At 70.2% G+C, this 14,840-nt stretch carries 14 protein-coding genes; 4 read left to right on the forward strand and 10 right to left on the reverse strand.

Annotated elements, in window-relative coordinates:
• Nucleotides 1-68 precede the first annotated feature (68 nt).
• The 5 genes from ACEZHJ_RS11365 to dctP all read right to left on the reverse strand — a co-directional run bounded on the left by ACEZHJ_RS11365 (nucleotide 69) and on the right by dctP (nucleotide 4,917).
• Nucleotides 69-839 carry an AraC family transcriptional regulator gene (locus ACEZHJ_RS11365; RefSeq protein WP_163139347.1) on the reverse strand — a complete coding sequence of 257 codons (771 nt, stop codon included), beginning with the start codon at nucleotides 837-839 and terminating at the stop codon, nucleotides 69-71.
• A 39-nt stretch (nucleotides 840-878) separates the two neighbouring features.
• Entirely contained in the window at nucleotides 879-1,673 is a 795-nt protein-coding gene (locus ACEZHJ_RS11370; RefSeq protein WP_163139346.1) for an ABC transporter ATP-binding protein, read from the reverse strand.
• A complete protein-coding gene (locus ACEZHJ_RS11375; protein WP_018717787.1) occupies nucleotides 1,673-2,596 on the reverse strand; it encodes an ABC transporter permease in 924 nt (307 codons plus the stop codon). The genes ACEZHJ_RS11370 and ACEZHJ_RS11375 overlap by 1 nt, the downstream gene beginning before the upstream one ends.
• Nucleotides 2,597-2,734: 138 nt before the next feature.
• Nucleotides 2,735-3,712: an ABC transporter substrate-binding protein gene (locus tag ACEZHJ_RS11380; RefSeq protein WP_018717788.1), complete on the reverse strand. Its 978-nt coding sequence runs from the start codon at nucleotides 3,710-3,712 to the stop codon at nucleotides 2,735-2,737.
• A gap of 185 nt (nucleotides 3,713-3,897) precedes the next feature.
• A complete protein-coding gene (dctP, locus tag ACEZHJ_RS11385; RefSeq protein WP_018717789.1) occupies nucleotides 3,898-4,917 on the reverse strand; it encodes a TRAP transporter substrate-binding protein DctP in 1,020 nt (339 codons plus the stop codon).
• A 156-nt stretch (nucleotides 4,918-5,073) separates the two neighbouring features.
• Here dctP and ACEZHJ_RS11390 point away from each other — a divergent pair, with 156 nt between their 5' ends.
• Entirely contained in the window at nucleotides 5,074-5,706 is a 633-nt protein-coding gene (locus tag ACEZHJ_RS11390) for a TRAP transporter small permease (RefSeq protein WP_163139345.1), read from the forward strand.
• 38 nt (nucleotides 5,707-5,744) lie between these two features.
• Nucleotides 5,745-7,031 (forward strand): TRAP transporter large permease, encoded by a 1,287-nt coding sequence (locus ACEZHJ_RS11395; RefSeq protein ID WP_018717791.1) that lies wholly within the window; start codon nucleotides 5,745-5,747, stop codon nucleotides 7,029-7,031.
• Nucleotides 7,032-7,149: 118 nt separating this feature from the next.
• Here ACEZHJ_RS11395 and ACEZHJ_RS11400 read toward each other — a convergent pair whose 3' ends face one another.
• From ACEZHJ_RS11400 to ACEZHJ_RS11420, 5 genes are read right to left on the reverse strand one after another with little or no spacing between them, the layout of a single operon-like run.
• On the reverse strand, nucleotides 7,150-7,620 hold the full coding sequence (locus ACEZHJ_RS11400) for a cupin domain-containing protein (RefSeq protein WP_163139344.1): 471 nt from the start codon (nucleotides 7,618-7,620) through the stop codon (nucleotides 7,150-7,152).
• On the reverse strand, nucleotides 7,610-8,719 hold the full coding sequence (locus tag ACEZHJ_RS11405) for a RuBisCO large subunit C-terminal-like domain-containing protein (RefSeq protein ID WP_163139343.1): 1,110 nt from the start codon (nucleotides 8,717-8,719) through the stop codon (nucleotides 7,610-7,612). The genes ACEZHJ_RS11400 and ACEZHJ_RS11405 overlap by 11 nt, the downstream gene beginning before the upstream one ends.
• On the reverse strand, nucleotides 8,716-9,591 hold the full coding sequence (locus ACEZHJ_RS11410; protein WP_240466162.1) for a DMT family transporter: 876 nt from the start codon (nucleotides 9,589-9,591) through the stop codon (nucleotides 8,716-8,718). Before ACEZHJ_RS11410 ends, ACEZHJ_RS11405 begins: the two co-directional genes overlap by 4 nt.
• A 56-nt stretch (nucleotides 9,592-9,647) precedes the next feature.
• The gene (locus tag ACEZHJ_RS11415) at nucleotides 9,648-10,757 is read right to left on the reverse strand and encodes a GGDEF domain-containing protein (RefSeq protein ID WP_163139341.1); all 1,110 of its coding nucleotides are present in this window, start codon (nucleotides 10,755-10,757) and stop codon (nucleotides 9,648-9,650) included.
• A gap of 26 nt (nucleotides 10,758-10,783) precedes the next feature.
• Nucleotides 10,784-11,833: a phosphoribulokinase gene (locus ACEZHJ_RS11420; RefSeq protein WP_163139340.1), complete on the reverse strand. Its 1,050-nt coding sequence runs from the start codon at nucleotides 11,831-11,833 to the stop codon at nucleotides 10,784-10,786.
• A gap of 154 nt (nucleotides 11,834-11,987) precedes the next feature.
• Here ACEZHJ_RS11420 and gltX point away from each other — a divergent pair, with 154 nt between their 5' ends.
• Both gltX and cysS read left to right on the forward strand, forming a co-directional pair.
• Nucleotides 11,988-13,397 carry a glutamate--tRNA ligase gene (gene gltX, locus ACEZHJ_RS11425; protein WP_163139339.1) on the forward strand — a complete coding sequence of 470 codons (1,410 nt, stop codon included), beginning with the start codon at nucleotides 11,988-11,990 and terminating at the stop codon, nucleotides 13,395-13,397.
• A gap of 49 nt (nucleotides 13,398-13,446) precedes the next feature.
• Nucleotides 13,447-14,838, forward strand: a complete 1,392-nt coding sequence (cysS, locus tag ACEZHJ_RS11430) for a cysteine--tRNA ligase (RefSeq protein ID WP_163139338.1) — start codon at nucleotides 13,447-13,449, stop codon at nucleotides 14,836-14,838.
• Nucleotides 14,839-14,840: the final 2 nt, after the last annotated feature.

A 14,840-nucleotide genomic window follows, 5' to 3' on the forward strand; every position in this document is an offset into this window, starting at 1 on the left:
AGTCTGGAGCGTGGGGCGGAGGCCTGTCTTTGCCCGTTGCTGCCGCCGTTTGTGCCTGGTCTCCGCCTTTATCGCCGGCCACCGTGGCGGCGGCGGTAAGCGGCCGGCGGCATGCCCGTCTCCCGGCGGAAGGCGCGGGTGAAGGTGCTCTGGTCCGCGTAGCCGGAGGCCAGGGCGATCTCCGCGAGCGGCCGGCGCGTCGTCTCCAGCAGCCAGCGTGCGTGATGCAGGCGCTGCCGGGCGAGATAGCGGCCCGGCGAAGTCCCGAAATGCGTATCGAACAGCGTGAACAGCCGGCTGGTTCCGACACCGGCCTCGCGGGCGATCGCCGCCACCGTGAGGGCCTCGCTGCAGTGGGATTCCATGAACCGGACGGCCCGCGCCAGCGGCCGTGGCAGGGCGGCGGGGACCGTGTCGAGGCCCCGGGCGAGGGTCTCGACGATCATCGATCCGGTGACCTCGGAGCGCACCCCGCCGAGACCGTCCGGGCCGATGCGCTCGGCCATGAAGCGGCACAGCCCGTGGAGGCTGGCGTCGAAGCGCACGAAGGGCTGTTCGGCGGCCGCCTGCCAGAATTCGCGGCCGTTGCCGGGGGAGGGCGGTGCGGTGATGTCGAGGATCAGGAACGCGTTGTCACCGCTGCCGGCGAAGCCGTGGGGCCGGCCGCGGGGGATAACGGCGGCACAGTCGCCGGTGACGTCGCCGCCCCGGCCGTCCACGTCCATTTCCAGTGTGCCCGCCAGCGGCAGCACGACCTGGTGATGGGGGTGAGCGTGGTGGTGTGTCTCCCGCGCGTAGCGCCGCAGCGCCAGGTGTGCCGGTTCCGTGGGGACCGTCATGACCGTGTCCTCCGGGCCGGCGTTCGCCGCCGGCCATGTTCAGCCGAGTACGAGTGCGTCGTCGTCGACCTCCTCGCCGCGGACCTTCTCGAACATGTGCAACAGGTCCTCGACCTTCATGCCGCGGCGCTCCTCCCCGCTGACGTCGAGCACTACCCGCCCCTCGTGGAGCATGACCGTACGGTCGCCGTGGTCCAGCGCCTGACGCATGGAGTGGGTGACCATCAGTGTAGTCAGCCCGGACTCTCCCACGAAGCGGTCCGTCAGGCCCATGACGAAGTTCGCGGTACGCGGGTCCAGCGCCGCAGTGTGCTCGTCGAGCAGGAGGATGCGCATGGGGTTCATGGTGGCCATCAGCAGGCTCACGGCCTGGCGCTGGCCGCCGGAGAGCAGGCCCATGCGGTCGCCGAGGCGGTCCTCGAGGCCGAGGTTGATCTCCGCGATCCGCTCGCGGAAGGCGCGGTGGCGGCCGCCGTCGACCGCGCGGCGCAATCCGCGGCGGTGGCCGCGGGCGCAGGCAAGGGCCAGGTTCTCCTCGATGGTGAGGTCTTCGCAGGTGCCGGCCATGGGGTCCTGGAACACCCGGGCGACCAGCCCCGCCCGTGCCGATGTGCTGCGGCGGGTGACGTCGTCCTCGCCGATGAGCACGCGGCCGGTGTCCGTGCCGGTCTCGCCGGCGAGGACGTTGAGCATGGTGGACTTGCCCGCGCCGTTGGAGCCGATGACGGTGACGAACTCGCCCGTGGGGATGTCCAGGTTCAGGCCCGTGAGCGCGTGGGTCTCGATGGCCGTACCGGGATTGAAGGTGACGTGGATGTCCTCGAGACGGATCATCAGCCCTGTCCCCCCTTGTTGGCCGGAGTGGCCCGGGCCCGGCGCTGCATGGCGCGCTTGGTGCGCAGGCCCGGCAGCACCATGGCGACCACGACCAGCACCGCGGTGATGAGTTTGAGGTCCTGCGCCTGCAGGCCGATGAATTCGGCGTTGAGCGCGAAGGCCACGGCGAAGCGGTAGATGATCGAGCCGATCACCGCGCCGATGACCGCGCGCACGATCGTCTTCGGCGGTACCAGCGCCTCGCCCACGATCACCGCGGCCAGGCCGATCACGATGGTGCCGATGCCCATGGTGATGTCCGCTGCGCCCTGGATCTGGGCGAACAGCGCGCCCGCGAGTGCCACCAGGGCATTGGACAGCGCGATGCCGAGCAGCGTCATCCGCCCGGTATGAATGCCCTGCGCGGAGGCCATGCGCGGGTTGGCACCGGTGGCGCGCATGCCGAGTCCCATCTCCGAGCCCAGGAAGCGCGTGATCAGGTAACCGGTGACGAGGACCACGACCAGGAGCACCGCGGGATTGAGCCAGTAGTAGGGGATGTCCAGGCCCTCGAATGCGGAGAAGACCGTGGGCTCGCCGAGCAGTGCGACATTGGGCCGGCCCATGATGCGCAGGTTCACCGTGTGCAGCGAGATCATCACCAGGATGCTCGCGAGCAGGTGGAGGATGCGCAGGCGCACGTTCAGCCAGGCGGTGACCAGCCCGGCGCCGGCCCCGGCGAAGAAGGCGGCCACGGTCGACAGCCAGGGGTTCACGCCGGCGAGGATCAGCGTTGCGGCGACGGCGGCGCCCAGCGGAAGGCTGCCGTCGACGGTAAGGTCGGGGAAGTTGAGTATCCGGAAGCTCAGGAAGACGCCGATGGCGACCAGGCCGAACAGCAGGCCGGTCTCTATGGCGCCGAGAATGGCGATCTGACTCACGTCGCTGCCCTTTGCGTCATAACCGAAGGTGCCGGTCCGGGCCGGCCACGCCTTGTGGGCGCGGCCGGAAAACGGCCGGTGGCCGGGCGCCGGCGTGGTGGCCGGCGCCGTTCGGACCCGGCCGCGGGCCCGCGCGTGTTATTCGACGATCTCGTCGGCGTCGTCGAGCACCGACTGGTCGAACTCCAGCCCCATCTTGCGGGCCGCCGCCGGATTGAGATGGATCCGTGTCTTGTCGACGAACTCCACCGGGATATCCCCGGGGGCCTCGCCCTCGAGGATGCGGGCCACGATGGCACCGGTCTGGCGGCCGACGTCGTAGTAGTTGAACCCGATACCGGCGGCGGCGCCGCGGCTCACGATGGTGGTGTCGCCCGTGAAGATCGGGATGTCCGCCTCCATGCCCACCTTGGCCACCGACTCGAAGGCGCTGATCAGGGTGTTGTCGGTGCCGATGTACATGGCGTCCACGTCGCCGACCAGTGAGCGGGCGGCGCCGAGCACGTCCGCTGTTGACGGGGCGGCCGCGGTCTTGACCTCGATGCCGTACTCCGGCGCGGCCTTCTTGATCGCGTCGACAAGCACGACGGCGTTGGGCTCACCGGGATTGTAGGGAATGCCGAGGGTCTCGAGCTCCGGCATTACGCGCTTGATGAACGCCAGGTGCCTGGCTACCGGCGTCATGTCGGAGACGCCGGTGACATTGCCGCCCGGATGGTCGAGATCGTTCACCAGCTTGGCGTTGACCGGGTCGGTCACCGCGGAGAAGACCACCGGGATCCGTCCGCGGGCGGCGGATACCGCGGCCTGTGCCGAGGGCGTGGCGATGGCGACGATCACGTCTGGGTCGTCGCCCACGTACTGCCGGGCGATCTGTCCGGCGATGCCGACATCGCCCTGGGCGGTCTGGAACGCCCAGTCGAGGTTGTCGTTCTGCTCGTAGCCGCGCTCGCGCAGCTCGTCCAGCGTGCCATCACGCACGGCGTCCAGCGCCGGGTGCTCGACGATGGAGGTCACCCTGACGGTCGCCGGGGCCGCGGCCGCGGGGCCCGCGATCAGTGCCATGGACAGCGAGGCGGCCCCGAGCAGGCCGCGGACGAGGTTTTTGCCGATCATTCCCTTTCCCCCTGGCTGGTGTTGCCGGCGCCGACGTGTCCCGGCGAAGGCGTCGTGCGCGGCGCCGTAAGCCGCCAATTCTGCCGCAAAGGCCGACGCGGGCAAATACCGCCGGCCGTAACGAAAAGAGCCCGGGGCGCCGCCCCGGGCTCGATCGGGTCTCGAGGTTTCCCGCTTCGGGAAGCCTACTTCTTCTCGGCCTCGTCGAACAGCTTGGTCACCAGATCCAGCAGCTCCTGGCCACTGTCGCCGACCTCGTCGACGAAGACCTGGCGCACCGGCTTGGCGAGCTCGCGGAACTGGTTCCGCTCCTCGTCGGAGAGCCGGATGATCTCGATGTCGCTGTTGGACTTGATGATATCCAGGCGCTTGCTGTTGAGCTCCTGCTGCTTGTCGTGGATATAGCGCACGAGCTCGTCGGTGGCCTCCTTGATGAGCTGCTTACGCTCGTCGGACAGGCCGCTGTACCAGTCCTGGTTCGCCATCGCGGTGGCCACGAACTGCGCCTGGTTGGCGAAGATCATGTAGTCCTGAACCTCGTAGAAGTTCATCTCCTCGTGGGCGAAGACCGGCTGGATGTTGCCCTCGGCCTGGCCCTGCTGGAGGGCGCTGTAGAGCTCGCCGTACTCGATGGTCGTCGGCGACGCCCCATAGGCGCGGTAGGTCTCGAGCAGCAGGCGGTTGTCCATCACGCGGATGGCGAGACCTTCCATGTCGTCAGGGGTGTGGATCGGCTTGTTCGCCGTCCAGACCTGGAAGCCCTCGGGCACGATCGCGATCGGGTGCAGGCCGCGATCCTGGAACGCGTTCTGCCACGGGTCACTCTCCAGGAACTCGGGGGAGTTGAGGACCTTGGTGGTCATCCACTCGTCCTGGGGCAGGATGAAGTTCAGGCTGAACAGCTGGCTCTCGGGCACCGTCCCGCCGAGGAAGCCGGAGCCGAACGCGAGCTGGATGGCGCCGCTCTGGACGGCATCGTAGATGTCGGTGAGCCCGCCCAGCTCGCCGTAGGGATAGAGCTCGACGGTGACGTCGCCGTCGGTCTTCTCCTCGATGATGTTCTTGAACTCGGCCGCGTACTCGTACTGAACGCTGCCCTCGATCTCTTCGAGACCGAAGCGCCAGGTCTCCGCACTGCTCGCTGTTGCCGCGAACGCCAGGCCCAGGCCGAGCGCCGCGATGGAGATGGACTTGTACAGCCGCATGGGTAAGGACCTCCTTTCTGATTGGCTGTTCTCGTTCGTGTCGAGGCTCCCCGGTAACAGTAACACAGGGTTTTCGGCCGTCCAGCGAGTAGGCAAACCCGGATTCTTGGTTTATGGTCAATTGAGGTTTGACCAGCCGCGGCGGGGGAATTCGCTATGACGCAATCCGGTGATGGTGCGGCGGGACCGCGCAGTCACAACGTCTTTCTCAGAGGGTTGGCGACGCTGGACCGCTGGCTCGGCAACATAGAAAGGCTGATAGTCGGCGGCGGTATCCTGGTCATGGCCATCGTCATGAGCGGGCATGTCCTCGGAAGACTGATCTTCGGCGAAGGCATCCCCGGCACCAGCGAGATCACCGAGCTCCTGATCATCCTCATCACCTTCATCGGCGTCAGCTACGCCGCCCGCTCCGCCCGCCACATCAGCATGTCCGCCCTCTACGATCAGCTCGGCGGCACCGCCCGCAAGGGGCTGCTCGTGCTGATCTGTCTCGGCACGGCCGCGCTGATGTTCTACCTGGCCTTCGAGTCCGCCGACTACACCCTGGCGATCTACGAGCGGGGGCGCACCAGCTCGGCGCTGACCATCCCGCTGTGGATCGTCTACCTCGCCGCGCCCATTGGCTTCACCCTCGCCGGCGTGCAGTACGTGCTCACCGCCGTGCGCAATCTCACCAGCCACGAGCTGTATCGCTCCTTCACCGAGAAGGAGGAGTACGCCGAGGTTCCCGTCGAGGAGGAGGGTGCCGCGGCCGGCACCACGACGAATCAGAATAACGGCGCCTGAGCGGGCGCGTAGGCTAGAGAGCAAGGGGAGCGCGCCGGATGTTGACCTGGCTTGTTGTGACGATGATCGTGCTGCTGCTGCTCGGGTTCCCGATGATGGTCCCGCTGGCGGCCGGCACGCTGTACATGATGTTCACGGGGATGACCTTCTTCGGGCCCGACCAGGGTGTGAGCTGGATGATCTCCGGTATCGGCACCTGGGTGCTCGCGGCGGTGCCGATGTTCATCTTCGCCGCGGACATCATGACCAAGGGGCACACCGCCAACCGGCTGCTGGACCTGGTCTCCGCCTTCACCGGCCATCTGCGCGGCGGCCTGCCGATCACCACCGCGGCGAGCTGTGCGGTGTTCGGCGCGGTTTCCGGCTCGACCCAGGCCACGGTGGTCGCCATGGGCGGGCCCATGCGCCCGCGGCTGCTCGAGAAGGGCTACACCGACAGCTTCGCGCTGGCGCTGATCATCAACTCCAGCGACATCGCACTGCTGATCCCGCCGAGCATCGGCTTCATCGTCTACGGGGTGATCATGCCCGGGGCGTCCATCGGCGACCTGTTCATCGCCGGTATCGTCCCCGGCCTGCTCATCCTGCTGCTGTTCTCCGTGTACTGCTACATCGGCTCGCGTGTCCAGGGCATCGAGCCCGAGCCGCGGACCCCGTGGCCGGAGCGCTGGCAGTCGATCAAGCGCGCGCTGCTGCCGCTGGGCTTCCCGGCCATCGTGGTGGGCGGCATCTACGGCGGTTTCTTCAGCCCGGTGGAGGCCTCGGCGGTGGCGGTGGCCTACGCCTTCGTGCTGGAGGTGATCATCTTCCGTCAGGTCACGCTGCGCGATCTCTGGGACCTGGCGCTGTCCACGGGCATGATCACCGCCGTGGTGTTCATCCTGGTCGCGGTGGGCGCCGCGTTCTCGCAGACCCTGGCGACGGCGCATATCCCGGAGCAGGTCCTCGGCCCGGCGGTGGACAGCATCGGCGACAACCAGATCGCCGCGCTGTCGCTGATCGCGCTGTCGTTCTTCATCGGCTGCATGTTCGTCGACCCGATCGTGGTCATCCTGATCCTGGTGCCGATCTTCAAGCCGCTGGTCGACTCGGCCGGGCTGGATCCGGTGCACGTGGGCGTGATCGTTACCCTGCAGGCGGCGATCGGCTCGGCCACGCCGCCGTTCGGCTGTGACATCTTCACGGCGATGGCGGTGTTCCGGCGGCCCTATTTCGACGTGATCCGCGGCACCCCGCCGTTCATCCTGATCCTGCTGCTCGCCACTGCGCTGCTGATTGTCTTCCCGGAGCTGTCGCTGTGGCTGCCCTCGTTCGGGGCGCAGTAGCAGGCCTGCCTGGGAGCGCCGCCGGCCAGGCGGCGCCCCAGGTCCGGGGCGCAAAGGTGTTTCACAAGGGCAGAGACGGGGCCGCATGCCGGCCCGGGCGGCGGGTGCCGCCGCAGGGCTATCGGCGCAGGCGCGTCGCGATGTCCGGGTAACGGCTCAGCCGTTCCACCTCGTCGTCGTCGGGCAGGGTGGGGCGGTCGCGCTCGCGGTCGACGATGCACAGAAAGCCGAGGGGCCCGTCGCCGGTGGCGTGGAACTGGTGGACGGTGTGCGGCGCGATGTAGACGACGTCATGGGGGTGCAGCGGCTCCACGCGGTCCCCCAGGATCACCTGGCCGCCGCCGCGCAGCACGACCACCGAGTGTGGGTGGGCGTGGTACTCCAGCGTGGAGTAGCCGCCGGGCTGGATCTCGAAGTACCGCGTCACGAAGCCCGGGGCGCGTTCGTCCTCCCCCTCGCCGATCAGCGTCTGGCGGGTGATGTCGCGGAAGGTCGTGGTGCCCTCGCTCTTGTACTCGCGCACCGGCACCGCCTCCCAGCGGAAGTCCCGGGCGTGGAGCACCTTGCTGCGGTCGTTATCACTCGTCATGGGCGTGTTCCAGGGCATCGATCAGGCGCGCGGAGGCGGCGGCGATATCCCCGCGCGCGTACAGGCTGCCGCCGACCAGGAACAGGGTATCGCGCCCGTAGTGCCGCGCCCAAGCGCCGATGCGTGTGACGTCCAGGCCACCGCCCGGGGTAGGCATGGCGGCGCGCAGTCCCCCGAGGGGGCGCCGCAGCCGTTCGTTGATGCGCTCGCAGCGCGCCAGCGAGAAGCCGAAGCGCCCGTCGCGGTTGGGGTAGATGACGGCGTCGCTGCCGGCGAGACGGAAGAGCTCGCCGAGCAGCAGCGGCGCGCTGATGCCGTGGCGCGGCGAGAACAGGCCGCCCGTCAGGGACGGGTGGGCCATGACCGCGAGGCCGGGCTCGTCGCGCAGCCACGCGATGGCGTCCATGCCGGTGAGCCAGGGGTTGACCAGCACGCCGGCGCAGCCTGCCTCCCGGGCGGCGCGGGCGCGGGCCATCAGCGTGGTGCGCTGGGCGGTGACGTTGGGGAAGTACTGGCACCGGCGGCCGGTGGCGGCATTGGCGTCGGTCACCGCCGCCTGGCAGCGTGCCAGGCGCTCACCGAACGGTGCCGCGGCCTGGTCGGTGAGCCCGTGATCGTCCTTGATGATGTCCACGCCGCCCCGGGCGAAGGCGGAGCAGCGCTCTGCCAGATCGCCGGCGGACAGCCCCATGGGCTTGAGCGCGGTGGCGAGGAGGGCGCGGCCGGGAACGCCGGTGAGTGCGCGCAGCCCCGCCGTGCCGGTGCCCGGCCCGCCGAAGGTGTCCAGCAGCGTCTGCGGCCAGTCCACGCCGACCAGGCGCAGCCCGCGCTTCAGGGAGATGTTACCGAACAGCAGGTTGATCAGCTGTGGCCACTCCGCCGCGGTGGCGGCGACCGGGAAGCGTATCCGTGCCTGCCAGACGTTGCGCCCGCTGGCCTCCACCGAGAGCACCTCGCCCACCATCCCCGCGGCCGGCGCGGGCACGAGTGCCTCCGGCAGCTCCACGGTCTGCTCCAGGGCGATGTCCTGTGCCCGTTCCTCGGCGCTCTCGCCGCGGCCGGGGCGGATCTCGTAGGTGGCGGTGAGGTGCTCGCTCATGCGCGACTCCCTTCGGCGGGTGAGGTCTCCGGACGGGGTGTCCTCCGGCCCCGCAGGGTGAGCAGGCCGGCCCCGATGATCAACAGGCTGCCGGCCACGGTCAGCAGATCGGGCACCTCGCCCCAGAACAGCCAGCCTGCGAACGAGCCGAATATCACCGACACATAGGTGAACGGCCCGATCTGGCCCGCGGGCGCCAGGCTGTAGGCGCGGGTCAGGCAGAGCTGGGCGGTGGTGGCGCAGCCGCCCATCAGGCCCAGCCAGCCCAACGACGCGAGCCCCGGCGTCTGCCACGCCCAGGTGAGGGGCACCGCCGTCAGGGTGGTCGCGAACACGCCGAAGTAGAAAACGATCCGCGGGGCGGGCTCGCTGCGGCCCATGCGCCGGATGGTGACCTTGGCCAGCCCGCCCAGGAACGCACCGCCCAGGCCCGTGAGCCCGGCCAGGGCGAAGCGGTCCGCGCCGCCGGGGCCGAGCACCAGTGCGCTGCCGGCGAAGCCGACGCCGATGGCGATGCGTGCGCTTGCGGGGATGCGCTCGCCGAGCCAGACCAGGGCGATCAGCGGGATGAAGAACGGTGCGGTGAGCTTGAACAGGATCGCCTCGGCCAGGGCGAGGTGCTCGATGGTGTAGAAGAAGCAGTACATCGCGCCGACGCCCGCGGTGGCGCGCAGCAGGTGCCACTGGATGCAGTCCGTGCGCAGCGCTCCGGGCCCGTGACGCAGGGCCACGGGCAGTACCAGCGCCAGCCCGAACAGGTTGCGGAAGAACACCAGCATCTCGTTGGGCAGGTCCGCGGACACGACCTTGATGGCGGCGCTCATGGTCGCGAGCAGCGCCTCGGAGAGGATGATCAGGGCGGCGCCTGTCACCAGGGGGTTCGCAGAGGCCGGTTGGGTGCGGTGTTGGGCGTGTGTCCCGGGCGAGCTCATGCGCCGCCCGGCTCGCGCACCGTGTCGCCGCCGCGCTGGCGGGCGTTGAAGATGCCGTCTTCGGCGGCGGCGATCAGGTCGGCGGGGTTGTCGGCACAGCCCGGCGCCGTGGCCACCCCGGCCGAGAGGCTGACCCGGGCGTCCCGTCCCTCGCCGTCGGTCACCGTCAGCGCCGAGAGGGCCTGGCACAGTGTCTGTGCCGTGGTCCGGGCCGCGCCCCGGTCGTGGCCGGGGAGCAGGACGGCGAAGCGCTCCCCGGAGTAACGGCAGCACACGCCGCTGTCCGGGGCGTTCTCCATGAGCGTCGCGCCGACCGCGGAGAGCATGCGGTCGCCGGCATCCGGCCCGTGGCGCTCGTTGAACAGGCTGAATCGGTCGATATCCAGCATGATCAGCCCGGTCTCATCGCCGCCCGCCACGGCCCGGGCGAGCTCCCTTGGCAGCGCCTCCGCGAAGTAGGCGCGGTTGAGCAGTCCGGTCATCGGGTCGCGCACGGCCTCGTCGCGTAGCCGCCTCTGCAGGGTCATGCCCGCGAGCACGAGGCCGGCGCTGCGCGCGAGCAGCTCGCAGCGACCGGATACCGCCTCGGTGGCGGCCTGATCGTTCTCCGGCCAGACCCGCAGCTCGCCGACCAGCAGGCCGAAACCGCGGGCCGGGTAGACCCAGCCCTGGCCCGTGGGGCCGGCGGAGACGCGGCCCGCCAGGCGCTGCGGCGGCGAGCCGCCCTCGCGCCGGCGGTAGGGGCGGTTCCACTGGTCCTCCGCGTCCCAGACCGCGGCCACCGCCATGGCGCCGTCGTCCCCGGCGAGGCACAGCGCCCCGCGGGTGCCGGGCAGCAGGTAGCGGGCGGCGGAGACGATCACCTCGCAGGCGTCGGATTCGGTGGGCGCGATCGCGAGGTGGCCGAGCAGGTCGAGGACCTTGTCCATGCCGATACGGCGTTCCGGCGCCTCGTGGCCGCCGCTGCCGCCGTGGTGCTCGAGCTCGGCGACCTCGTCGGACATGCGCTCGGTAAGTGCGGCGAGCTGGCCGCGCAGGTCTTCCTGCTGGATGAGCAGCTGCCGGAGCCGCTCGCCGATTTCCTCGCCACTACGCTTGCGCGGCATGGATGATCTCCCGGCGGAATGGGCGTCTATTCTTCCGCGTCCCCGTCGGCTTCACGGCCGCGGCGGCGCAGCAGGGCGTGGACGTGCCCGAGGAAGGGCCATGCCACGAGGAGCTGGGTGAACACGATGGTCGAGGCCTCGTCCGCCACGTCGGTATCGCCGTCGGTCTCGATCCCCGTCAGGCGCATTATATCCGATTCCAGCCGGGCGAGTGCCTGGACGGGTAGGGCACCGTCGATGTGCACCACGTTTACCGCCCGCCCCCAGAAGCTGCTGGGCACGTTCGCGAGCATGAACGGCAGGGCCTGGCGCCGGGTCATGGCGTTGAGGTCCACCGGCAGGTGCAGTGGCGGCAGCGGGGTCTCCGTCGGGGTGACGATGATCTCCATGTGGTGGCAGTGCTCCGGGATCTGGCCCTGGAGCTCATCCACCGCCAGCGCGCTGAGCTCGCTTTCATTGATGCGCACGATGACGTCGGCGTTGGCCTTCTGGAAGTCGATCCAGCGCTGGTAATGGGCCTCGCGGCGGTCCATCTCCGCGCGTGCCTCCTCCGGGGTGTAGCCCCGGCGGTGGACGTCGCGTTCGAGCTTCCAGCGGCGCTTGACCTCGCGCTCCGGGTCGACGAACAGCCGGAAGTCGAGCAGGGGCAGGAATTCCGGGTAGAGCGCGTGCAGGCCCTCGACGACGATGACCGGTGTCGGCCGGAACAGCTGTGTCTCCCCGAAGCGGCCGCTGACGTGGTCGTAGGTGGGTATCTCCACCGGTTGCCATTCGCGCAGTGCTGCCAGGTGCTCGCGCACCCGCGGCAGGTGGTTGGCGCGTGGGTCCAGCGGCGAACGGCCGCTGCGGCGGCGGGCCGCGCGGTCCTCCTTGTGGTAGCCGTCCAGGGTGAGGGTGGCGACCATCTCGTTGCCGAGAAGCCGGCGGATGCCGTGGGCATAGGTGGACTTGCCGCTGCCGCTGTCACCGGCAACGCCCACGACGACGGGCCGGCGCGCGGCGGCGAGCAGCGCGCGCAGGTCGCCGTCGAGGCCGTCCGCCTCCGGCTGGCGGGGTCGTTCGGGACCGTGCGGCATGGGGATCTCCGGGTGTGTTCTGGCCCGCCCGGTGGGGCGGTCGTTTCGTCGTAATTGTGCGCTGCGTCGGGCGTGTGTCAAACCGTGGTGCGCCCCTGTGTCGCGGGCGGGCCGGTTGGTGCCGCTGTAGCGTTTCCGCTAACATTGCCCGGCTATGGCCGAACCCCTTGTCAGGACCCGTTTTGCCCCGAGCCCGACCGGGCGCATGCACCCCGGGAACGTGCGTACGGCGCTGTTCAATGCGCTGCTCGCGTGGCACCACGGCGGGCGTTTTCTCGTGCGTGTCGAGGACACCGACGCCGGGCGCAGCGACCGGGCCGCCGAGGAGTCGCTGCTCGAGGGGCTGCGCTGGCTCGGGCTGGACTGGGACGAGGGCCCCGGCCGCGCCGTGCCCGCCGGCGGCGTGCGCCAGTCCGAGCGTGGCGGGGTCTACGCGGACTGGTACCGGCGGCTGCTCGACGGCGGTCACGCCTATCCCTGCTTCTGCAGCGCGGAGACCCTGGAGCGTACCCGCCGCGCGCAAAGGGCCGCCGGTCAGCCGCCGCGTTACCCGGGCACCTGCGCGGGTATCGACCCCGCGGAGGCGGCGCGGCGCGTGGCGGCCGGCGAGCCGGCCGTGCTGCGCCTGCGGGTGCCGGCTCAGCGGCGCATTGCGTTCTCCGACCTGGTCCGCGGCGACCAGGCGGTCGAGGCCGACGGGCTCGGGGATTTCGTCATCCGGCGGGCGGACGGCACGCCGTCGTTCCTGTTCTGTAATGCCGTCGACGATGCCCTCATGGGGGTGACGGATGTGCTCCGTGGCGAGGACCACCTCGCTAACACGCCGCGGCAGCTGCTCGTGCTCGAGGCGCTGGGCCTCACGCCGCCGCGCTACGGACACCTGCCGCTCATCCTCGGTGACGACGGTGCGCCACTGTCCAAGCGCAACGGCAGTCGCTCCCTCGAGGCGCTGCGCGCGGACGGGTTTCTCCCCGCGGCGGTAACCAACTACCTCTTCCGCCTCGGGCACAGCAGCAGGGACGATACCCTGCTGGACATCGCCGGCATGGCGCGGGTATTCGATACCGCGCGCCTTGGACATGCACCGGCACGCTTCGACCCCGTCCAGCTCGGTCACTGGCAGGACGAGGCGGTGACCGTGACGCCGGCGCAGACGCTGGCCGCCTGGCTGGACGCGGACACGCCGGTGCCGGCGGCGCAGCGTGAGGCCTTTATCGAGCTGGTGCGCCCGAACGTGCGTTTCCCGGAGGAGGTCCGTGAGTGGGCCGGGCGGCTGTTCGGGGTCATGCCGGTGGGGGACGTGACGGTTCTGCGCGAGGCGGGGCCGGATTTCTTCGAGACGGCCGCGGCCGTCTACGCCGAGGCCGGTCCGGACTGGCGTGCATTCACGGCTGCGCTGCGCGAGCGCACCGGCCGGGGCGGGCGGCGGCTGTTCATGCCCCTGCGCGTGGCGCTGACCGGACGCGGGGACGGGCCGGCGCTCGCCGAGGCGGCGCGGCTCATGGGGCCCGAACGGGTGGACGGGCGCCTGCGTGCCGCCGCCCGGGACGCGGCGGGCACCTGAGGACAACGACACCGCCCGCGGGAAGGCGGGCCGGAAGAGGACGACGAGCATGCTCCAGATCTACAACAGCCTGACGCGCCGCAAGGAGCCGTTCCGGCCCATCGAGGCCGGCCGCGTGCGCATGTACGTCTGCGGCATGACCGTCTACGACTACTGCCACCTCGGCCATGCCCGGGCGATGGTGGTCTTCGACGCGGTCGTCCGCCACCTGCGCCGGCTTGGCTACGACGTGACCTACGTGCGCAACATCACGGACGTGGACGACAAGATCATCCGGCGGGCGGCAGAGACCGGTGAGGCCCCGGAGGTGCTGACGCGGCGGTTCACCGCGGCGATGCACGAGGACGCGGACGCCCTCGGTTGCCTGCGTCCGGACCTGGAGCCGCGGGCCACGGGGCACATGGCCGAGATCATCGCCATGATCGAGCGCCTGATCGAACGCGGCTACGCCTACACCGCGGACAACGGCGACGTCTACTACTCGGTGGAGCGTTTCGAGGGCTACGGCCGGCTCTCCGGCGAACGCCTCGAGGACCTGCGCGCCGGTGCGCGAATCGAGCCCGGCGAGGCCAAGCGCGACCCGGCGGACTTCGCGTTGTGGAAGGCGGCCCGGGAAGGCGAGCCGAACTGGCCCTCGCCCTGGGGCGCGGGACGGCCGGGCTGGCACATCGAGTGCTCGGCCATGTCCACCGCTGCGCTCGGGTCGCACTTCGACATCCACGGCGGCGGGCTGGACCTGAAGTTCCCCCACCACGAGAACGAGATCGCCCAGTCGGAGGCCGCCTGCGGCACGACCTATGCCAACTACTGGATGCACAACGGGCATGTGCGCATCGACGACGAGAAGATGTCCAAGTCCCTGGGCAACTTCTTTACCGTGCGCGACATCCTCGCCGAGCACGCCCCGGAGGTGGTGCGCTGCTTCCTGTTGAGCAGCCATTACCGTAGCCCGCTGAACTTCACCGCCGACTCCCTCGCCGAGGCCGCATCCGGGCTGGAGCGGCTCTACCTCGCCGTGCGCGATCTCCCGCCGGTCGCCGCCCATGACGACGAGGACTGGCGTGCGCGCTTCGACGCGGCGATGGACGACGACTTCAACACCCCCGGGGCGCTGGCGGTGCTCTTCGAGCTGGCGCGGGCGGTCAACCGGGCCCGCGAGGCGGGGGAGCGGCGCACCGAGGGGCTGGGCGCGCTACTGGTGGAGCTCGCCGGCGATCTCGGGCTGCTGCGCGAGTCCCCCGAGGCGTTCCTCAAACGTGGTGGCGGCAGCGGCGACGGCCCGGACGATGACGAGATCGTCCGTCTGATCGAGGCGCGCGCGCAGGCCCGCCGCGCGCGGGACTTCGCGCGGGCGGACGCCATCCGCGACGAGCTTCAGGCAGCCGGCGTCGTGATCGAGGACGGCCCGGAGGGCACCACCTGGCGGCGCACCCGCCAGTAGCG

It is taken from the genome of Arhodomonas sp. KWT2 (assembly GCF_041949875.1).
GTDB lineage: Bacteria > Pseudomonadota > Gammaproteobacteria > Nitrococcales > Nitrococcaceae > Arhodomonas > Arhodomonas aquaeolei.